Origin of the sequence: Nostoc sp. NZL, assembly GCF_015714705.1 — a bacterium.
GTDB lineage: Bacteria > Cyanobacteriota > Cyanobacteriia > Cyanobacteriales > Nostocaceae > Nostoc > Nostoc foliaceum_A.
In genome coordinates, this window is record NZ_WBKL01000184.1 from 14,060 (window position 1) to 33,623 (window position 19,564).

General features: G+C 42.0%; 13 protein-coding genes. 7 read left to right on the forward strand and 6 right to left on the reverse strand.

Annotation, left to right across the window (positions count from 1 at the left end):
* Positions 1 to 51 precede the first annotated feature (51 nt).
* Positions 52 to 489 carry a DUF6918 family protein gene (locus tag F8R90_RS27365; protein ID WP_196513299.1) on the reverse strand — a complete coding sequence of 146 codons (438 nt, stop codon included), beginning with the start codon at positions 487 to 489 and terminating at the stop codon, positions 52 to 54.
* 252 nt (positions 490 to 741) lie between these two features.
* On the reverse strand, positions 742 to 2,394 hold the full coding sequence (locus F8R90_RS27370; protein WP_196513300.1) for a mechanosensitive ion channel family protein: 1,653 nt from the start codon (positions 2,392 to 2,394) through the stop codon (positions 742 to 744).
* Positions 2,395 to 2,786: 392 nt separating this feature from the next.
* Between F8R90_RS27370 and ahcY the strand changes: the two genes are divergently transcribed.
* Entirely contained in the window at positions 2,787 to 4,064 is a 1,278-nt protein-coding gene (gene ahcY / locus F8R90_RS27375; RefSeq protein ID WP_196513301.1) for an adenosylhomocysteinase, read from the forward strand.
* A 364-nt stretch (positions 4,065 to 4,428) separates the two neighbouring features.
* On the opposite strand, the gene F8R90_RS27380 is transcribed toward ahcY, so the two are convergent.
* Positions 4,429 to 5,052 carry a hypothetical protein gene (locus F8R90_RS27380; protein ID WP_196513302.1) on the reverse strand — a complete coding sequence of 208 codons (624 nt, stop codon included), beginning with the start codon at positions 5,050 to 5,052 and terminating at the stop codon, positions 4,429 to 4,431.
* Between the two features lie 352 nt (positions 5,053 to 5,404).
* Here F8R90_RS27380 and F8R90_RS27385 point away from each other — a divergent pair, with 352 nt between their 5' ends.
* Both F8R90_RS27385 and F8R90_RS27390 read left to right on the forward strand, forming a co-directional pair.
* The gene (locus F8R90_RS27385; protein ID WP_196513303.1) at positions 5,405 to 5,644 is read left to right on the forward strand and encodes a type II toxin-antitoxin system Phd/YefM family antitoxin; all 240 of its coding nucleotides are present in this window, start codon (positions 5,405 to 5,407) and stop codon (positions 5,642 to 5,644) included.
* Entirely contained in the window at positions 5,641 to 5,961 is a 321-nt protein-coding gene (locus F8R90_RS27390) for a type II toxin-antitoxin system VapC family toxin (RefSeq protein WP_230966949.1), read from the forward strand. The genes F8R90_RS27385 and F8R90_RS27390 overlap by 4 nt, the downstream gene beginning before the upstream one ends.
* A 251-nt stretch (positions 5,962 to 6,212) precedes the next feature.
* On the opposite strand, the gene F8R90_RS27395 is transcribed toward F8R90_RS27390, so the two are convergent.
* Positions 6,213 to 7,481 (reverse strand): bifunctional sterol desaturase/short chain dehydrogenase, encoded by a 1,269-nt coding sequence (locus tag F8R90_RS27395; protein WP_196513304.1) that lies wholly within the window; start codon positions 7,479 to 7,481, stop codon positions 6,213 to 6,215.
* A 1,394-nt stretch (positions 7,482 to 8,875) separates the two neighbouring features.
* On the opposite strand from F8R90_RS27395, the gene F8R90_RS27400 reads away from it, so the two are divergent.
* Positions 8,876 to 9,688 carry a PEP-CTERM sorting domain-containing protein gene (locus F8R90_RS27400; protein ID WP_196513305.1) on the forward strand — a complete coding sequence of 271 codons (813 nt, stop codon included), beginning with the start codon at positions 8,876 to 8,878 and terminating at the stop codon, positions 9,686 to 9,688.
* A gap of 139 nt (positions 9,689 to 9,827) precedes the next feature.
* Here the strand turns inward: F8R90_RS27400 and ebsA are convergent, their stop codons facing one another.
* Positions 9,828 to 10,202: a type IV pilus biogenesis protein EbsA gene (ebsA, locus tag F8R90_RS27405; protein ID WP_190893651.1), complete on the reverse strand. Its 375-nt coding sequence runs from the start codon at positions 10,200 to 10,202 to the stop codon at positions 9,828 to 9,830.
* Positions 10,203 to 10,824: 622 nt separating this feature from the next.
* Between ebsA and F8R90_RS27410 the strand changes: the two genes are divergently transcribed.
* The gene (locus F8R90_RS27410; RefSeq protein WP_196513306.1) at positions 10,825 to 12,231 is read left to right on the forward strand and encodes a glycosyltransferase; all 1,407 of its coding nucleotides are present in this window, start codon (positions 10,825 to 10,827) and stop codon (positions 12,229 to 12,231) included.
* Positions 12,232 to 12,297: 66 nt separating this feature from the next.
* On the opposite strand, the gene F8R90_RS27415 is transcribed toward F8R90_RS27410, so the two are convergent.
* Positions 12,298 to 14,328: a DNA polymerase III subunit gamma/tau gene (locus F8R90_RS27415; protein ID WP_196513307.1), complete on the reverse strand. Its 2,031-nt coding sequence runs from the start codon at positions 14,326 to 14,328 to the stop codon at positions 12,298 to 12,300.
* Positions 14,329 to 14,713: 385 nt separating this feature from the next.
* On the opposite strand from F8R90_RS27415, the gene F8R90_RS27420 reads away from it, so the two are divergent.
* Positions 14,714 to 15,400, forward strand: coding sequence for a hypothetical protein (locus F8R90_RS27420; RefSeq protein WP_196513320.1), 687 nt, complete (start codon positions 14,714 to 14,716; stop codon positions 15,398 to 15,400).
* A gap of 298 nt (positions 15,401 to 15,698) precedes the next feature.
* Positions 15,699 to 19,562 (forward strand): CHAT domain-containing protein, encoded by a 3,864-nt coding sequence (locus F8R90_RS27425; protein WP_196513308.1) that lies wholly within the window; start codon positions 15,699 to 15,701, stop codon positions 19,560 to 19,562.
* Positions 19,563 to 19,564 lie beyond the last annotated feature (2 nt).

Below are 19,564 nucleotides of genomic sequence, written 5' to 3' on the forward strand. Positions count from 1 at the left end.
CACCGATGTATCGAAGGGTGGCATACGTTTTTGTGATTCTTCCCTTCTGGCTCAGGACTTAGTGTAATTATCAATTACTTTGGCTAAGTCGGGCACTGCTTCTTCTACGTGCTTTTTGGCTGAACCACGAAGTTTTTCATAGGTTCCTCGCACGATTTGGCGCTTGGCGTTCTTAACTCTAGCATCGGTGACACCCAATAGCGCGTCTGCCGTATGAGAGCGATTCGCATTCAGGTATTCAATTGGATCGCCTTTCTGTACGCCTTCGCTCCAGATAGGATCAAGTGCTGTAAAGCACTGCGGTAGGATCTGCTCAACAACGTAGGGGATATACCCTGGTTTGACCCCCTTTAGGGCGGCGAAGGCAGTTTTCAAAGCAATGCCGCTCATACCTGATTTCGATGCAAGCTGTCCTTCTATCATGTTGCAACAGTCATTTATGACCATAGCCTTTTTGGTCGGGTTCAAAAGTCCCTCACTAAGTCCCATTTCACTTTTCCTTATCTAAGTATTTAATTTCTATTCGACTAATTTTTTTAGCAAGCAGGAAATTACAGAAAATCGTATCAGAGTTAGAGAATGTTATGAACATCACATTTTCACTCCTTAAGGCCTTGCTGATAATGGGTGCTTCTCATTCTTCTGTTCGCGTTCTTGTAGAGCTTTTTAGTTAGGGGGGGAGTGTGCTTCGCGCACACTACGCGAACGAGGTTTCAGGTTTTGAGTGCCTAAATCCTGTTTCTAATTAGCTTTGCCATTACTCTGAAAATTTAACAACTGATCATCATTGACCCAAATTGCTTGCTGAGGCACAGAAATAGAAATTCCGGCTTGATCTAGGGCAACTTTCAAACGGCGGCGAAACTCCCGTGCTACATCCCATTGTTTGAGGGGCTGTGTTTTAATCCAGACGCGAATAATCAAACCGCGATCGCCAAATTGATCTATTCCCAAAACTTGCGGTGTTTCCAGTATTTGACGCTCCCATCGCGGATCTTTATCCATCTCAAAGCCAATACTTTCAATCAACTTCAAAGCCTTTTCAATATCGGCTTGGTAGGCGATCGGGATCGTTAAATCGGCTCGTGACCAACGACTAGAAAGATTGGCAACAACCTTAATTTCACTATTGGGAATCGTGATCAAGCGCCCTTCAGAATCCCGCAGTTGGGTCATCCGCAGATTCAGATTTTCTACTAAGCCTCCCACGTCTCCCACATTAATCACATCGCCTAAAGCGTACTGGTCTTCTAAAATGATCAGGAAACCGTTAATCGCATCTTTAATTAAGTTTTGCGAGGCCAGAGACACGGCAACACCAACTAAACTGGCACCCGCTAGCAAGGGAACGATATCTATCCCCAATGACACCAGCGCTAGCAAGAAGCCTACTCCTACGCAAATACCAGTAGCGATGCTTTTAGTCACGCCAGAAAATGTGGAAACTCGCAGTCTCAGCCGTTCAGAACTTTCTGGAGTCAATAAAGCACCACTACTAATCAGAGTGGTGGTGAAGCGATCAATGAGGGCGTAGATGAGACGGATTGCTACGTAAGTTACCAGGAACACAACACCTAATCGCAAAGGAAATTGGACGGCATTGAGAATTATTACCTGAAATGGTCGTGTGTAGGGAAATAGACCCAAGATAAAGAAGTTTCCACCTCCCCAAATTCCTGCTTGACTTAGCTGGAATAATCGTCTCTTAACTTCTTGGAGATGTCGGTGTTGCTGTTGATTCAGTTGTGTTGTAATTGGTTGAGCTACTGCTGGTGAACTTTGGGAGTTGAAGGGGCCTGTGTTGGGTTGAGAGGCGATGGGATGTACTAAATCCTTTTTGGAACGCTGCTGCCAGCTATATACCCCCAAACTCATGAGAATCATCACCAATCCAATACCCGCAGCAATTTTAGCTTGGTCGATTAAAAATTGAGTTTGTCTTTCTTGCTTTGCTTGTTGCAAGTCTTCTTGTAACGATTCGGCGATTTGATTTGCCGATGTCGATATATCTACCTGTCGCAGTCCAGCATCTTCAGAAGTGATGGTCATCAGATATTGATTGTTGACATAAATGACTGGTAATCCGTTGACCTGGCGAACTTCTACGTTGATTGCTGTTTTTGCTGGTGACTGAAAGTAATTTTGGCTAATTTTCTCCAACTTCTTTTGGATGTCTTCTGAACGCTCAGGAAAGTTGGTTTTTGATGCCGCTATCTGAAATAAGCGACGACCATCTAAATAAATCCAGCCCGAAACAATTCTATTATTTGCGTCATTACTCACACTGCTGGGAGTTGGCAGCTGCGGTAACAAAGGAATCTGGGCTGTGGCTTTTGGCATAGATACAACACCTATGGCCATTGAACTAGCGATCGCCAAAAATTGAAAACGCACTCAAACACCTCCTTGAAAAAAATTGACTATTGACTACTTCTATAACCATCCTCCGCAATTTTTTTGAGTAAATGTACTTATCTAAAGTTGAGGTTTTCCCTTTAGATAATGAAACTTTGATGTTTTTTTGGTTGTCCTCTATCTTTAGACAGATGACAATGTACTTCAAATCAGCAAATAAGGCTTAGAAAAGTCTTACTCTTACCAAAGATAAAACAAAAAGGAAGAACCTGGGGATGAAGTTGACATTATACTGATCAAACGTCAAGCTAGTTTTGAGGACTATTGACTGGTAGTTTTGCTAATTACAAGCAAAAATCGCCAGTCGTAGAATAACCTAGTAGAGTGCGTAAAATTTACGTAGCTTTTTTAATTTTTTGAGGTAACTTTTGATGACCGCAACTTCTCCCCGATTAAAGCACGAGGTTAAAGACCTCGGCCTAGCTGCCTTGGGAAGACAGCGCATTGAATGGGCTGGACGCGAAATGCCAGTATTGCGGCAAATCCGCGATCGCTTTGCTATCGAAAAACCATTCGCTGGTTTACGCCTTGTAGCTTGCGCCCACATTACAACAGAAACAGCACATTTGGCGATCGCTCTGAAAGCTGGTGGTGCAGACGCGCTTTTAATTGCTAGCAACCCTTTATCAACTCAAGATGACGTAGCAGCTAGCCTCGTCCTCGATCATGAAATTCCCGTCTTTGCTCAAAAAGGCGAAGATAACGAAACTTATAACCGCCACGTCCAAATAGCTTTAGATCATCGCCCCAACATTATTGTTGATGATGGTAGCGATGTGGTTGCAACTTTGGTACAACAACGCCAACACCAAATCGCTGATTTGATTGGTAGCACCGAAGAAACCACCACCGGTATTGTAAGGTTACGCGCCATGTTTAGAGAAGGCGTTCTCACCTTCCCCGCAGTCAACGTCAACGACGCGGACACCAAGCACTTCTTTGATAATCGTTATGGTACAGGGCAATCAACCCTAGATGGCATTATCCGCGCCACAAATATTTTGTTGGCTGGTAAAAACATTGTCGTCGTCGGTTATGGCTGGTGTGGTAAAGGTACAGCCCTCCGCGCCCGTGGAATGGGTGCTAACGTCATCGTCACCGAAATCGACCCCATCAAGGCAATTGAAGCCGTAATGGATGGCTTCCGCGTTCTGCCAATGGCAGAAGCTGCACCCCAAGGTGATATTTTTATCACTGTGACTGGTAACAAGCACGTCGTTCGCGGTGAACACTTCGATGTGATGAAAGACGGTGCGATCGTTTGTAACTCCGGTCACTTTGACTTAGAACTTGATTTGAAATACTTAGCTGCACAAGCTAAGGAAATCAAAGAAGTTCGTCCTTTCACCGAAGAATATAAGTTGAAAAATGGTAAATCAGTTGTCGTTCTTGGACAAGGACGCTTGATTAACCTAGCTGCGGCTGAAGGACACCCCAGCGCAGTAATGGATATGAGTTTTGCCAACCAAGCTTTGGCTTGTGAATTCCTGGTGAAGAATAAAGGGAAGTTAGCCCCTGGTTTGCACTCAATTCCTGTTGAAGTCGATCAAGAAATTGCTCGGTTGAAGTTGCAGGCTATTGGTATCACAATTGATAGCCTAACCGCTGATCAAATTGAGTACATCAATTCTTGGACAAGTGGAACTTGATACATTGATTAGTTGATTTTTTGAGGGATAGGCTTTTGGGCTTATCCCTTTTTTTTGTGTTTAACCCATACTGCAAGCGGAATCCGCAAAGTAGATGCAGAGAGTGCAAAGTGCAACAGCTTACTTAAAAAATTAGGTAAGATATGATTTATATTATTATTTTTTATATGTCAGTAAAAGATATTGTTTTAGGTTTTAGATACCCTTATGTCCGGCAGTTTACTAGTTTTGCATCTGTTTAATTTTTTTGCATTTTATCTAAACTTAAAGTTGAAATGTGAGTATATCAATTCTTCAAGTTCAATTAAAGTTACTCGTATTTGAACTAAGGAGGCAGTAGGTTATATTATAGAGAGTTTTACAATCAGTTTGAACCTGAGCCACTTTTTTTATTTTCCAAAGATAATCTAACTTCTTCGGATAGAAAAGGAAAGTTATCAGTTTCTGCATTTCTAACATATTTTCTGATAAGTTCTACTTCATAAAAATAGGATTCTAGTTGTTTAGCTTCTGTATCTCCAAAAGATAATGGTCTATCAAGTAGCCTTCTATATAAGTCATAAAATTCAGATTCACCATGACGAAAAGCCTTTAAATTACTTTCAATTTTGAATCCTTTGTAAAAACTTAGAAGCATGGCAGTATGCGTTGATACTATAGTTAAAAAAAGTTTAGAATAAGGAGTCCCATCTATTAATTGTGTAACGGTAGGTATCAATGTCGCTGATGGAATAGTCCACCATAAGCAGTAAAAATGAAATCTAGTGTACTTACTTGCTTCATTTTTCCAAAATAGAAGTGTTCCCTGTAGTCTACTATAATGTTGGATTAATGATTTTTTTGCTTCTTCTGAGAAATATGAAGATTCATCAAATGAAGCTCCACCAGGATAAAGTTTTACCTTTTTAATTATTGCTTTTAAAGTTGGAATAAAAGTAATTACTGCTATTGAAATATATATTATTGATGCTATTAACCATGTATTCATTGATAATAATCCTCATTTTTTAAAAGGATAACAATATTTTAAATATAGTAAGCCATATTACAAGTTTTAAAAAGTAATGACATAAGAAAATTTACATATCAATTTTATAAGTAAGTCTCATCCTAAAAAGCTATTGTTTGTTAATTCTAGAATGATAATTACAGCGTTGTACCTTCGCACCTCGTGATTACACAGACAAAACCCACCTGCACTTCCAACCAGCCAATATAAGACAATATACTGAATTTGCAGTTAATTAAGCCTAAAAGCTCCTACTAAATCGAGAATAGCCATTGCTATAACTTAAAACTATCAACTTGATATACTAGAAATATTCCTACATACACATTTTATGTTAACCGTAACAGTTGATGAAATCCAGCAAAATCTAACTAGCTACCTTCAACAAGTAGCAGCAGGGGAAAGTATTATTATCATGCAAGCAAGTAAACCTATTGCAGAAATTAAACCAGTTTCAGCCACCTCTCAACAAATTAGACCTTATGGTTTATCTGCTGGCGAGTTCATTGTTCCAGATGATTTTGATAGTCCCTTACCTGAAGAAATTTTGAATAGTTTTGAAGGTAAATGAAACTCTTATTAGATACCCATATTTTCTTATGGTTTATTAGTGGCGATCAAAAATTACCAATTTATTTACAACATAGCATTCGTGATTTAAATAACGACGTATATTTAAGTTGCGTTTCAGTTTGGGAAGCAACTGTTAAATATCAGCTAGGTAAATTACCATTACCAGAATCACCTGAAATCTACCTTCCTAAACAGCGTCAGCAGCATTTAATCAGTAGTCTCAACCTAGATGAAGAAAGTGTTGCTCAACTCTTGAATTTACCATTATTACATCGTGATCCTTTTGATAGGATGTTGATTTGTCAAGCTTTATAACATAATTTAACAATTTTAACTCTAGACCCGGCAATTCGTTCCTATTCGGTCAGTGTTTTATATTAGGGTAATAATGCTCAAAATCTGGAAGAGAATAGCCTTTCCATTTTAAAATTGCATAAAAGTATGCTTTTTTCAACATTAAATAATCAGCACTCACTCGGAGCGATGTGACTGGCTATTCGGTGTCGCAAAACTAAACTCTGTAGGGGCAATTCATGAATTTCCCCTACTTAAAATCAGGGTTTTGGCTATTGTTTGCGTAAGTCCTGTTCACTTTTCGCTGTTCGACTGAAGACTCGATAGTATAGCGATGTACTAGTTTCTTTTAAGGGAAACAGCAAATAGGTGAGAGGATTTATTGCCACAATAATATTTCGGAAGTCTCGCCGCGCCAAAAATAAGATCGCACGAGCAACTTGCTGTGCAGACATCACTCCATAAGGATTAAGTTGACTCTTAAACGGGCCAAGAATTAACTTGCGAATTACACAATCCCCGTTCAAACGCTTCAGGGTAACGATCTCTCCTAGCGATCGCTTGCTGAGTTCATAAAGCGGACTCAGCGCTGGAGAAACCTCAGCTTCAGAAGTGTTTACCCAGATTTCTTTGGTTGCTTTTGCTTGTGGGCCTGTTACAGTTGTCAAAAATATATCCATCAACCGCAATGCTGAAAAGGTATTCACTTCATAAGAAGAGTTGATAGCCTCCGGTGTGCGACTGGCATAGACATTGATCCCGTGGTTGATAATTAAAATATCTACTTTCTCTAAACTATTCCTCAGTTCGGCTTCGTTACCCAACTGCCAAGGAACCACCTTCACCCCAACTTGTTCTACTAATTTTTCTGGATTAGTGGTTAATGCCACAACTTTAGCATTATTCTTTACAAGTTCAGCCGCCAACGCTTGTCCCAACGCTCCTGATGCTCCGGTTAAAGCGATGGTTTTACCCTTGAGAGACAGTCCTGTGCCAAGAATTTTATCCACTAGGGGAAAGACACCACTGTAATAAGCGTTGACATCATCAAAATGATGCCGCCAATGGTAAGACCGATTTACCCACCAAATGGATGGTATTGTCTCTAAAGGTCCGGGTAGGTGGTTGTAGTCTGTATCAATTTTTCCCTGGAAATATCGCACAGACGCGCCATACAAGAAGGTGCAACCATAAGCTACTCCTAGCCATAACCCCATTTGCTGGACAATTAAGGCAATGGCTACCAATACCACCAGTAGTAGACTAGACTCTAAAATATCGTGATAAAGCTGGGATTCTTGATAAATTTTCAGGGAAACTATTGATAAATCCCGGCGATAAGCCATGTGGTGCTTGTTGTGCCATTTAGCAAGCCAATTGACTTGGTGACACAAAGCATGGTAGCTGTCTCTTAAGACCTCAGCGAGTAAAAGTGAGAAGAGTGCCCAACTAGCAAACTGCAAGCTGGCATTTAGCCAAACCCAATTAATTTGTAATTTTGCCTCAATTCCAATCAAGTTTTCAGCTAGCATTTTTATCATGTTTGTCTATACTCGTTTTTCTTAATCATTCTTCATGATCTGATAAAGGTGCGTTAAGGTCGAGTCTAGAGCAAATTAAAATCAAAGGAAATAGGGAACAGGTGACAGGTGGCAGAGGAATGAGGAGTAGGCAGGGATAGTAAAATGTAACTTTTGTTGTAAAACAGGATGAAAAACAATTTGTCTTGAGTTGTCAGCAACTTAGCTTTGCGTCCTGCGCCCACGGCACGTTGACGAGGCTTGGTCTGTTGAGTCTCAAAGTATATGCTGCTAAAGCTGGGCATTAGACCATCAAATGCTTTCCGGTTCAATCAAGTTAATGCCCGCAACACAACAGTCGATCTTGCTTCAGCGCACCTTCAATATTCAGCATCATCCTTTGCCTAGCACTGCTGTCTATTCTCTCTTATTTCCCGACAACTCTAATCAACTGTTTCAGATATCCTAAACTAGTAAAAGATATAAACTCTGTATTACAAAGATAGCTGGCGGGTTATAGATTTGTCGGAGCTGTATTTACAGATATCACCAATGAGCAAAAAATTGAAATGCTTGAGCAAGCAGTAGATGATAAAAATTTCCTGCTGTGTCCAGCCATTTAAAGCGCTCCCTTGCTTTAATGAGTGACAAAGAAAATTCTGACTATATAAACTCTATAAAAGAATTTATTTCTGCTGTTGAAAGTGTTCAAAAGCTATTACTGGAAAACCAAAAGCAACTTTAGGATAAGTCCTGAAAGTTCTAGAAGTTTCTAACGAGTTACATCCCGCTCTAAAAAATTCATTCTTACACCTGTATGGATATAAGACCTCTTGCAAAAAGCACTTTTGCACTCTTGGGGAAAAGGTTAAAGGTTAAAGGGGAAGGGGACAATACAGAACCTTTTCCCGACTTATGCAAGAAGTCTATACAAGTGATGAGGGAGGTATCAGACATGCTATGTTGACTGAGCCTGATCTAACTATTACTTATGCAAAGTACTTTTTACTTTCATATACGTCTTTCATAAATTACCTGAAATCGAAGATTTAGAGCGCGATCGCTTTTTGGTTATATTTTGGGATATGAGGAGCGATTATCTTCGACACGCTCTGCGACCGCCTTGTTTCCTTGTGTAGAGATGAGAAGGAATAAATTCTGATTTGTACTAAATATTAGAGGTTGTAATCTAAGAACTACTTAGATAATTTAGTTTAAAAAACTTGTGATAAATTTGGTTTAGGCAGAAGCACAATCCCTGAAAAATGTTCCCCTTTCGATGACAATATTTTTTGCTATCGATGAAACTTACATCGCAAACTTGGGAATAATAAATCGTGCCTGAGAAATATTTGAAATGAATCTCGGCAGATTAGGTGTGTTTTCTAATTGGCGATTAAAGGAGCAAATTGTTAATGAAAGAGAGTTCATCAGGGATTAAGCTAGGCTGTGCAATTGTTAGCAGCACTTGTTTAGCAGCAGTAGCGATCGCTTTAAACGGAGCGAGTGCTTTTGCTGCTCAATTCATCACAATTCAAAGCACTGGCACATTATCAGGAACTATCGAACTTCCCAGAAACAATCCCAATTTCAATCAAAGTACTACTCGGATTGATACGGATGACACTGGAACTTATTACCGGAACTTAGGTACTAATAATAATCCTAATTATGTTCCTGTATATCAGTCAGACTATTTAAAGATAGAAACACGCTCTGATGGAAGTCTGCATTACTTTGTTGACTTTAAAGGCATTCCGATTGTCTCCTTTGATGGTATTCTCACATCGCCGGTTCTCTCTGGTGGTCAGTTGACTGCCTTCCTGTACCAGGGACAATTGCCAGGAACTACATTTCAAGGAGTAGTTCAGGATGAATTTAATCTTACAAAAGCCTTCTATACTGGTACTGTCATCGACCCAGACACCGGAAAACAGTATCAAGGAACTTTTGAAGTCAGTGGATATGGGGTACGATATAGCGATCGCAATGGTAGTTTAACTCCCACAGTCTTTGATTTTCAGTCCGATATCCCAGGTTTGCCAAGCGTAACATCCTTGACCATCACTAATGCTACCTTGGCGAATTTAAGAATTAAAGTACCTATAGATGAAACTTCTATTCCAGAACCCGCTAGCGTTTTGGGAACCTTTCTAGTAGCTGGTTTTGGTATGGTTTTGAAAAGAAAAAAAGACATCTGCTTTAAAAGGATGTTTGAAAAGCCGTAAAGTATACTAAAAAACCCTCTTTCGTTCTTGAGAGACTTTGAAATAGCATTCCCGCACTTCGTGCAACGGCACGAAGTGCGGGAATGGGGTTTAGGTTTCTAAACACGAGCCGAACTGGCAAAAGCCCAGCTGAATTTAATCAATCATCTATACGCAGTAGTTTGCGGTAAAACGGTTGTGAAAAATCAGTCGCACGATGACGTTTATAGTTATCCATAAGTTCAATTAAAAAATTAATAAACTCGAAACTAGCCATCATCAGTTCATAACTCAGGTCAGCGTTGCCATCAAACTGGATTCGGCAACGGGTTAAGTCTGAGGGTAAAGTCGCAACATTCCAGGAGGCGACAAAGGGGACATGTTCACTGGCTTCTATTTTCCGGTGTCCCTCCAAGACCCCTTTTTGATAGAGACTGATGGCATAAGGTAAGAAATTGCGCTTAGTACCTTGAACATAAGGTAAGTAAACACTGGCTTGTTGTTGAGTGGCCGGCTGGAGTTGGTCAATAGACATTGTTCAATATTCCTCAAGTTAGTTTGCAACTGGGGATATTAGTGGCTGTTAGTAGTATTCCCAAAAGATGTATCTAAAGCACATAGTAGGAAGTGGGGAGTAGGAGAAAATTCCTCTCCTCTGCCCCCAGCCCCTTTGCCTCTTCCCAATGCCCCATGCCCAATAAATGAAGTTACTGCTAAGAAATATTAAAATTTCGGTTAGAATAATGCTGCATTAACTTTTATCGAAACGGAGAGCAATAACATAAAAAATCCCCACTGTAAAGTTGTGGATGTTATTATTGCTGTTTCTCCCAACAACAAGCTGCTGCTACCTTGCTATTACTCTTTGCCCAAACCGGAGTTTTCATTGGAGAAAGTCCGACTCTACAAGCTTCCTGCCCAAGTGGCTATCAAAGGAATCAAGCCTCTGTTTAAGAGTAGCTAACGTGGTTAATGCGAGGTAATTACGCAGAGTGGCGGTGACAACAAAGGTAGTCCCAGCGGCTTTTGGCTTAGGGATAGCGGGTATTGCAGTTTGCCCATTCCGATTAATATCGGAAAAAGTAGCTTAGGGATATTTGTCCGTAAAATTACTAACTGTAGACAAATAGTGGTTTTTGAATCAAGCAACCTAACCTATGCCAGCGAATTCCTGGCCCGAAGAAGATTCTTATCAAGAGCTTGATCCGCTCAACTCCTTGTTGTCTGACCTATCAGTAGATGAGGAGTCAGTGTTGGAGACAGATCCTGTGTCTCTAACACCCCGGTTTCAAGGTCGTAGACGCAAAGCAGCTCTAGTCTTGACTATCGTCTGGAGTGGCACGATCGCTCTACATTTAGTTTCTTGGGCTTCCATATTTATTCTAGGACTGACCACCATTCTAGGATTTCATGCCTTGGTGGTAGTGTTTACTAAATCCCGTCGCTATCCAAAAGAAATACAGGGAGATTTGCCCTCTGTATCTGTGCTAGTGGCTGCGAAAAATGAGGAAGCAGTAATTGCGAAATTAGTCAAAAATCTTTGTAATCTGGAATATCCAGGTGGGCAGTATGAAGTATGGATTATTGACGATCACAGCAGTGATGGTACGCCGCATTTATTAGCGGAACTCGAACAAAAACACGACCAACTGAAAGTACTAAGGCGTTCAGCAGAAGCTAGTGGTGGCAAATCGGGGGCGTTGAATGAGGTATTGCCGCTGACAAAGGGCGACATCATAGCAGTATTTGATGCTGATGCCCAAGTAACACCAGACTTGCTGCAACAGGTAGTACCTTTATTTCAAAGAGAAAATGTGGGGGCGGTGCAGGTGCGAAAAGCGATCGCCAACGCTAAAGCAAACTTTTGGACTAAGGGTCAAATGGCTGAGATGGCCCTTGATACCTGGTTTCAGCAACAGCGGACTGCCCTTGGTGGAATTGGCGAACTGCGGGGCAATGGTCAATTTGTCCGGCGTTCAGCCTTGGAAAGCTGCGGTGGCTGGAACGAGGAAACCATTACCGATGATTTGGATTTGACAATCCGTTTACATTTGGATAAATGGGATATTGAGTGTGTTTTCCATCCAGCGGTGCAAGAAGAAGGTGTGACAAATGCGATCGCACTCTGGCATCAGCGCAACCGTTGGGCAGAAGGCGGTTATCAGCGCTATTTGGATTATTGGGATTTAATTCTCAAAAACCGCATGGGAACTCGCAAAAGCTGGGATTTGCTGATTTTTATGCTGATTATGTATATATTGCCAACAGCAGCAGTCCCAGATTTATTAATGGCGATCGCCCGTCATCGTCCACCCATGTTAAGTCCCATCACAGGCTTGTCCGTTACTATGTCGATGGTCGGCATGTATACAGGTCTAAGGCGGATACGTCAAGAACCGAAATTCCCACTTTCAACGTATTTTATGATGCTCGTGCAAACCCTGCGTGGCAGTTTATACATGTTGCACTGGTTAGTCGTCATGAGCAGTACTACTGCCCGGATGTCGGTAAGACCAAAGCGCCTAAAATGGGTGAAAACCTTGCATACGGGGAATGGGGAATAGCCCATTTGGGGAATTAAAAATTAAAAATTAAAAATGCAAAATTACCAAAAATAATTTTGCATTTTTTTATTCATCATCCACTTCTGATTCCTCTACCCATTCAGGTGTAGTTACGGAATCGGAGAATTCTGGGAAATCATCTGCAAAACGGATAATTTGTCCATTGAAAAATTCTGCTAGACGTTGAGCTGCGATCGCTACTTCGTCAGGTTCCCAATCAGTTGCGGGTGTTTGCTTTGGCGGTGGAGGCAGAGTTTGCATCCCCTTTCCATTTACACCATTTCCATTTACCCCATTTCCGTTATTTGCTGCTGTCGGTGCTGGTGGTGGAGTTGTTGGCTGTGGTACTGGGGATGGAGGTGGAATTTGCTGGTTGTAACTGGGAGTTGGTGGCTGCTGAACGCGAGTGGAGTCTTTTGGCGGAGGATTTTTTTTAGCTGAGGTAGAGTTTGAAGAAATTCCTTTTTCTATATTTATCTCGATTTCACGCTGGAAAGTCTGCTGGAAAGCTGCCGTAATCATCGGTAGATAAGATTTGCCTTTGTCATACCATGCCTGTTTGATAGCAATCCGAGCCACAACACCGTCGAACTCGATAAGTTGGCTCATTTGACGCAGCATTTCTTGCCTTGATTTTGGCTGGAGGTTAGCAAGCACTTGTTGCCAAACCTGAGTTAAGTCATATTCTGCTTCTCCAACAACTTCTGAAGTTACTGGTTCAACGTTCACAGGTGACACAGGAACAGCTACAGGTTCTGGGGTTGGTGGTGAAACTGAGTTAGCAGCAGAATTGTGATTTGTTTGCCGTTCAACTGGGGAAGATGAAGTGACAGGCTGATTTTGGGTAGCCGCTAGATGATGGTTTGCAGAATTATGATTTTTTTGCGGTTCAGCTACAGGTAAAGAAGAGACTGTGTGATTTTGGGCAACTGCTGGAGGATAGTTTGGAGATACAACAGGTGTGTTGACTCGCGGCGCGACACTTGGGGCTTGTGGCTGAATATTCGTCGCACTGGGTAACAATCCTAGTAATGTTACCTCCAGCCACAAACGCGGCTGGGTGCTGTTTTTAATTTGCACTTCCGATGTTCGCAGGTGTTGCTGTCCTGCCAAAATCACGCTCATATCGAAGTATTGAGCAAACTCAACTAGCGCTGTCCAGGTTTGCTGAGTACAAGCAATCAAATCGTGGCGATTGGGCGCAGTTTTGGCAATGAGTAAATCGCGGTAGAAGGCGGCAAGATTTTGCAGAAGAGTTAGGGGTTCTCGACCACGATCTAGAATTTTGTGGGTACAGTCGAGAACTGCTTCGGGTTTATCTTGAGCGATCGCATTTAGAAGCCCCAGTAAGTCCTGTTCGCTCACTGTCCCAACCAAATCCCAAACTCTATCCGGTGTCACTTCACCCGCTAATAAACCCAATTGGTCGAGCAAACTTTCGGCATCTCGCAACCCTCCCTGAGCAAGTTGGCCTACCAGGGTTACAGCGTCGGGTGAAATATGAATATTTTCTTTAGATGCGATCGCACTTAAATGCTTAACCATCGCTTCTAACTGAATGCGTCTAAAATCAAACCTTTGACAGCGCGAAATAATTGTTGGTAATACCCGTTGCGGGTCTGTTGTCGCTAATACAAAAACTACGTGTCTCGGTGGTTCTTCTAGGGTCTTAAGTAGCGCGTTGAATGCCTGAGTACTGAGCATGTGGCACTCATCGATTACATAAACCTTGTAGCGGCACTGCACAGGAGCAAACTGGGCTTTTTCAATCAACTCGCGGATATTATCGACACCAGTGTTACTCGCTGCGTCGATTTCAATTATGTCTAAGGCGTAGCCCTTGGTGATCCCCTGACAAACTTCACACACGCCACAGGGTTCAGCAGTGGGCTTGTCACTTTTGAGACAATTAAGAGATTTAGCCAGAATTCGGGCACTAGAAGTTTTCCCCGTACCTCTTGGCCCAGTGAATAAATAGGCGGGGGCGATTTTGGATGTGCCGATCGCGTTTGTGAGGGTGGTCGCGATCGCCTCTTGACCCACCAGTTCAGCAAAACTCTTGGGGCGATATTTATGGTGCAGGGGTTCGTAAGACATGGAAAAATAGACTTCAATGCCTTTCAACGTGAATTAGTAGCACCGAGTCGAGTTTAGGATTCAACTATTTTAAACTCTCGTACCTGCTTTGTTTATCGATGTTGCCATAGCCCTTGCACTCAACTCATGCCGTAAATTTTGGCACTCAGGAAAGCAAGAAACCAGAGCTTATCCTCTACTATGATTTCAACATCAATGTATCGGAATTATAGCATATCATTTAGTACATTTGTTCTAGCAAAGGAGTGAGAGCAGGGGAGAATAACTCTTGACAAATGACTAATGACTAATAACAAATAACTATACATTTTATTGAATGAACTAGCGTCATCGTCCAGTGCGATCGCTACAATTTTAGGATAAGCAAAACTCGATGGTGCAGCAGATGCTCAAGCGGCTATTTCAATGGCTCAAAAAGCTTTTTCAGAGCTTGTTTGGTGGAAAACAGACTACCTCCAAATTTAGAGGAAATGTGGAAAAAGAACCAGCCCCACCCCTAAGCGATACGGATCTGGAATTTCTTTTCAACGAACTGTTGCAAGGAGTACATCAAGCACGAGGAGAAGAGTGGGCACGGAAGTGGTTGCATAATATTGAACATCGCATCCCAACTGAACGCTGGGTTGAGTGGTTAGGGCGCTTTGGCGACAAATTGCTTGCATCACCTACACCTAATAATGAAATGGCTGCGCGGTTAGTGCAACTGGGTGAGTTGGGCATCGGGGAAATTGCAGATGTTGCCTATAGTATCGGGATGCAATTGTTAACACGCAATCAAGGCGAACCAATTTGGGAATATGAAGGGCCAGATGCTGTTAGTACAAATTTGCCCTCTGAGCCAACTACCCCAGTATCAGAGTCAGCAGATGCACCAGAGAACCCCCCGGAGGGAGAATACCAAACTGTCACTCTAGAAGAGTTGTTTGTGATGTTGCAGGAAGATGAAAGCTTACGCCAGCAGATTGCTCAACAGCTTGCCGTTGAAACAGATGATCCACAAGTGCTTGTCCAGGCATTGATTAGTCAATTATATCCTGCTGGTCAATCGACTACAGAGCAAACAGAAAATTAACTGCTGCGTAGAGTCAACAGATTTTGGATTTGCGTTACCCACAAAAGGTGTTAACGTAGCAGGACGTTAGTCTGTTATGAACCAAAAGAATCTGAAATCTAAAATTGGCAAAGTCAAAATTCCAGAGTCGAATCTGGAAATTGTAACGTTGTAATGCTATGCTCTTGAAGATTTGTATATTTTTTGCTAACCTGCTACGGAAGCGCTGTCCGAATCTAATGGGTTTTTACGTAATTGATGATTTTTTTAACACAACGATGGCTACAATCTAGAAAAACAAAATCCAAGAGTGTGGCAGATGCTCAGGCGGATATCGCAGTCGCTTAAAAGGTTTTTAAAGCGCCTCATTGTAAGTCAGCAGACTAGTTCTCTCAAGGGTGCGAGAGGAAACAACCTGGTAGAGGTACTACCAGAACTAACCAATGCGGATCTGGAACAATTGTTTATCCAATTGTTAGAAGGCGTGCATCAAGCACGAGGACGACAGTGGGCATTGAGGTATCTGCAACGGCTCGAAAATCGGATTCCGGCTGAACGCTGGATAGACTGGTTAGTGATGTTTGGTGAAAGCTTGCTAGCTTCACCTACACCAAATTCTCTTTTAGCAACACAGATGGTGCAATTGGGGGAACTTGGTGTTGGCAGAATTGGAGACGTTGCTTATGACATTGGTATCCGACTGATGCAAAACTCCCCTACACAGATAGAGCATGAGGAGAATCAGGCGCAAGATGTAATCGAAACTACACCTACTCCTGGGCAAGAACTGAACCGTGATTTGGGCGAACAGTTATGGGAGTATGATGAGCCAGATGTTGGAGAAACTACTCCTGGACAAGAACTGATCCGCAATTTGGGTGAGCAGTTATGGGAGTATGATGAGCCAGATGTCGTAGAAACTATAACCGATGAAGAAATTCTCCCAAGTTCCCCTGGACAAGAGCTAATCCGCAATTTGGGTGAGCAGTTATGGGAATATGATGTGCCAGATGTTGAGCCAATAATGTCAGCACCTCAAAATGCCTCTTTTGAGGAAAGATTGCCCGACAACTTAGAGGAACTGGTATTAGAGTATGAACGGGAAGAGACCCAAGCCACAATATCAGAAAATGTCCCTCTCCCCGCTGCGGAAGATTCAATCACCTTGTTAACCCAACTGAGGTTCGAGGATGATGAAGAAGTTGTTCAAATTACAACACCAACAAATCTCCTTTCCACTAGACAAAGGACTGAATTAGCAACGTCTCCCTCAGTGGAAACCTGGGATAACACTCTGACGAATTTAGAGCCAAATGTAGCTAATACCCTAGATGAGTTGTGGGTGAGGTTGGATCAAAGTACCAATTTAGTCCAGCAACTTGCTTCTAACTTGGCAGTTCAAAGTATTAATTCCCCCGGTATTATTGAGCGACATAGTGATCATCCGATTACCCACGCTCAAGGTTGGTTTTACCAAGGTCTTCAGCAAGCTAAAACAGGTGATTTGTTAGGCGCGATCGCATCTTATGACCAAGCCATTGAACTTCAACCAGAATTTTCCGAATATTGGTTTAACCTAGGCTTGACGCTGTTCCATTTAGAACGTTTTGATGAAGCGATCGCATCTTACGAAACAGCCACACAACTGAAACCCGACTTCTACAAAGCTTGGTACAACCGGGGTGGAACTCTCGGAGAATTAGGATACTTTGAAGAAGCGATCGCTTCTTTTGACAAAGCCATAGAAATTAAGCCAGACTACCAAGAAGCTTGGTCTAGCCGGGGTTTAGCGCTGCTGAAATTAGGTTGGCTACCAGAAGCTATTGCTAGTTATGACCAAGCGCTGCACCTGGAACCAGAAGACCAGGAAAATTGGTATCACCGAGGCATAGCCCTAGCTGTCGGCGAACAATTTGCAGAGGCGATTATATCTTACGACAAGGCGCTAGAAATTGACTCAGAATATCATGAAGTTTGGATAGACCGGGGTGTAGTGCTATTTAATTTAGGAAAGTGGTCAGAAGCGATCGCCTCCTGGGACAAAGCCCTGTCAGTTCAAGCCGACTTCTACTTAGCTTGGTACAACCGAGGTATAGCATTAGATAACTTGGGACGTAGACAAGAAGCGATCGCCTCCTATCGCCAAGCGATCGCCATTAAACCAGACTTCCACCTAGCTTGGTATAATCAGGCAGTAGCCCTGTTTTATTTAGAACAATTTGCCGAAGCGATCGCTTGTTATGACAACGCTTTGCAAATTAAACAAGATTACTGGGAAGCTTGGATTGGTCGGGGAACTGCGATCGGTAATTTAGTCAACTCTGACGCATTGCTGAATTTGTCGAGTGGTATCACAGCGACAAATCCCGCCTTACAACAGGGCGGCTACGAGGGAAAATTAGCCAGCTACGAGGAAGGGTTAAAACATCTGCGAACAGATACCCACCCAGAAGGTTGGGGTAGATTGCATTTTGCGATCGCTAATACTTACTACGAGCAAGGCAAAAAAAATACCAATACCCGCGATTATTGGCGCAAAGCCGCATCTGAGTACCATCAGGCACTGTTAACCCTTACACTAGAATATTTTCCCCAGTTGCACCTAGAGGTTTTACAATCTCTAAGCAAAGTGCTGATGGGGTTGGGACAAACAACGCAAGTTCAAGAATTGCTGCAACGCGGTACAGAATTATTGCGACAATTATTGAGTGAAGAAACTCGCTCAGACGAAAGTAAAAAACAGCTAGCTCTAAAATTTGCAGGCTTTGATCAATTGGCAGTTGATTTAGCCGTAGAGTCTGGTGATTTAGTTGAAGCCTGGGAAATTGCCGAACAAGGTAAAAATGCTTGTTTAAACTGGCTACTTTACGGCTGGGATGATAATATTTACTCACCTTATTATGGGGCAATTCAACAACTATTCAATCCCACAACAGCAATTATTTACTGGCATATTAGTCCAGTTGCTCTACATACTTTTATTCTCAAAGACCAAGCGCCATCACCAATCCTGCTCTTTACACCCATGCAAGATACTGGGGTAATACCTTTAGGAGAAGACGCTATCCGTCTCAATGAATTGCCCCTACCTGAAGCAGTGCAACGCCTAATTCAATTTGAAACTTGGCTAGAAGATTGGCATCAACAATACCAAGAATATCGCAGCACGGCCCAAGACAAAGAAAGTAAAAGCCAGCATTCTTGGCGAGTTGATATGGAAGAGAAGCTGTTGCAACTGTATGAAATCCTGAATATTTCCACAATTGCACAGGAACTCGAAGGCATCACCCAACTGGTTTTAATTCCTCACCGTGACTTGTACAGATTACCCATTCATACCCTTTTCCATCTTTCTTCGCCATCACCGGAAGAGTTGCCGAATGTAGAGTCAAATTTCACCGTCACTTATCTGCCTAGCGCCCAAGTAGGTTTATCAATAATAACTGAAGATATTTGGCAGTGGCAAAATCAGTTATTACTCAGTGTTGAACATCCTGATAGTACAACTTCCCCCGCACTTAAATTTGCCAAACTTGAGTCTGAAGTTGTTAGCCAGATGTTCAATAATATCCAACGAATTCAGGGGACAGAAGCTACAAAAAATATTGTCGAAAATGCCTTATTTGATAATTACAATATTTTTCATTTTACGGGTCATGTTACTAATAATTTAACTGAACCTAAAAAGTCAGAATTAGCATTAGCAGGTGAAGATAGACTTACTCTAGATGAAATCTGCCAACACAATCTAGCAAGTTACAACCTTATTACTCTCTCTGCCTGTGAAAATTTAAATACTAGCAACCACACTATTAGCAGTGAATATGTGAGTTTAGTAAGTGGTTTTGTGAGTCAAGGCGTTCCTCATGTAGTAAGTACTCTTTGGAGTGTAGAATCTTCAGCTAGTGCCTTGGTCATGATAGAATTCTACCGACGATTACAGCCCAACAAATCAGCAGTTACTGCCTTAGCTGAAGCAACACGATGGCTAAAAGAACTAACTGCTGGAGAACTGACAAAATGGTATGAAGATGTTTTGAATAATCTGCATCCTGAGGAAGTCAGAATTCAAACTTATTTAGCAACACAACTATATAGAAATAGCAAAATGGCATCAGATAAAAATCTTTATAATCATCCTTACTACTGGGCAGCATTCATGATTACGGGTAAGCCGAATTAATC

Coding starts and splice junctions, on each gene's coding strand:
- F8R90_RS27365 (WP_196513299.1), bottom strand. CDS start 489: ATGGGACTTAGTGAGGGACTTTTGAACCCGACCAAAAAGGCTATGGTC.
- ahcY (WP_196513301.1), top strand. CDS start 2,787: ATGACCGCAACTTCTCCCCGATTAAAGCACGAGGTTAAAGACCTCGGC.
- F8R90_RS27380 (WP_196513302.1), bottom strand. CDS start 5,052: ATGAATACATGGTTAATAGCATCAATAATATATATTTCAATAGCAGTA.
- F8R90_RS27385 (WP_196513303.1), top strand. CDS start 5,405: ATGTTAACCGTAACAGTTGATGAAATCCAGCAAAATCTAACTAGCTAC.
- F8R90_RS27390 (WP_230966949.1), top strand. CDS start 5,641: ATGAAACTCTTATTAGATACCCATATTTTCTTATGGTTTATTAGTGGC.
- F8R90_RS27395 (WP_196513304.1), bottom strand. CDS start 7,481: ATGATAAAAATGCTAGCTGAAAACTTGATTGGAATTGAGGCAAAATTA.
- F8R90_RS27400 (WP_196513305.1), top strand. CDS start 8,876: ATGAAAGAGAGTTCATCAGGGATTAAGCTAGGCTGTGCAATTGTTAGC.
- ebsA (WP_190893651.1), bottom strand. CDS start 10,202: ATGTCTATTGACCAACTCCAGCCGGCCACTCAACAACAAGCCAGTGTT.
- F8R90_RS27410 (WP_196513306.1), top strand. CDS start 10,825: ATGCCAGCGAATTCCTGGCCCGAAGAAGATTCTTATCAAGAGCTTGAT.
- F8R90_RS27415 (WP_196513307.1), bottom strand. CDS start 14,328: ATGTCTTACGAACCCCTGCACCATAAATATCGCCCCAAGAGTTTTGCT.
- F8R90_RS27420 (WP_196513320.1), top strand. CDS start 14,714: ATGCTCAAGCGGCTATTTCAATGGCTCAAAAAGCTTTTTCAGAGCTTG.
- F8R90_RS27425 (WP_196513308.1), top strand. CDS start 15,699: ATGCTCAGGCGGATATCGCAGTCGCTTAAAAGGTTTTTAAAGCGCCTC.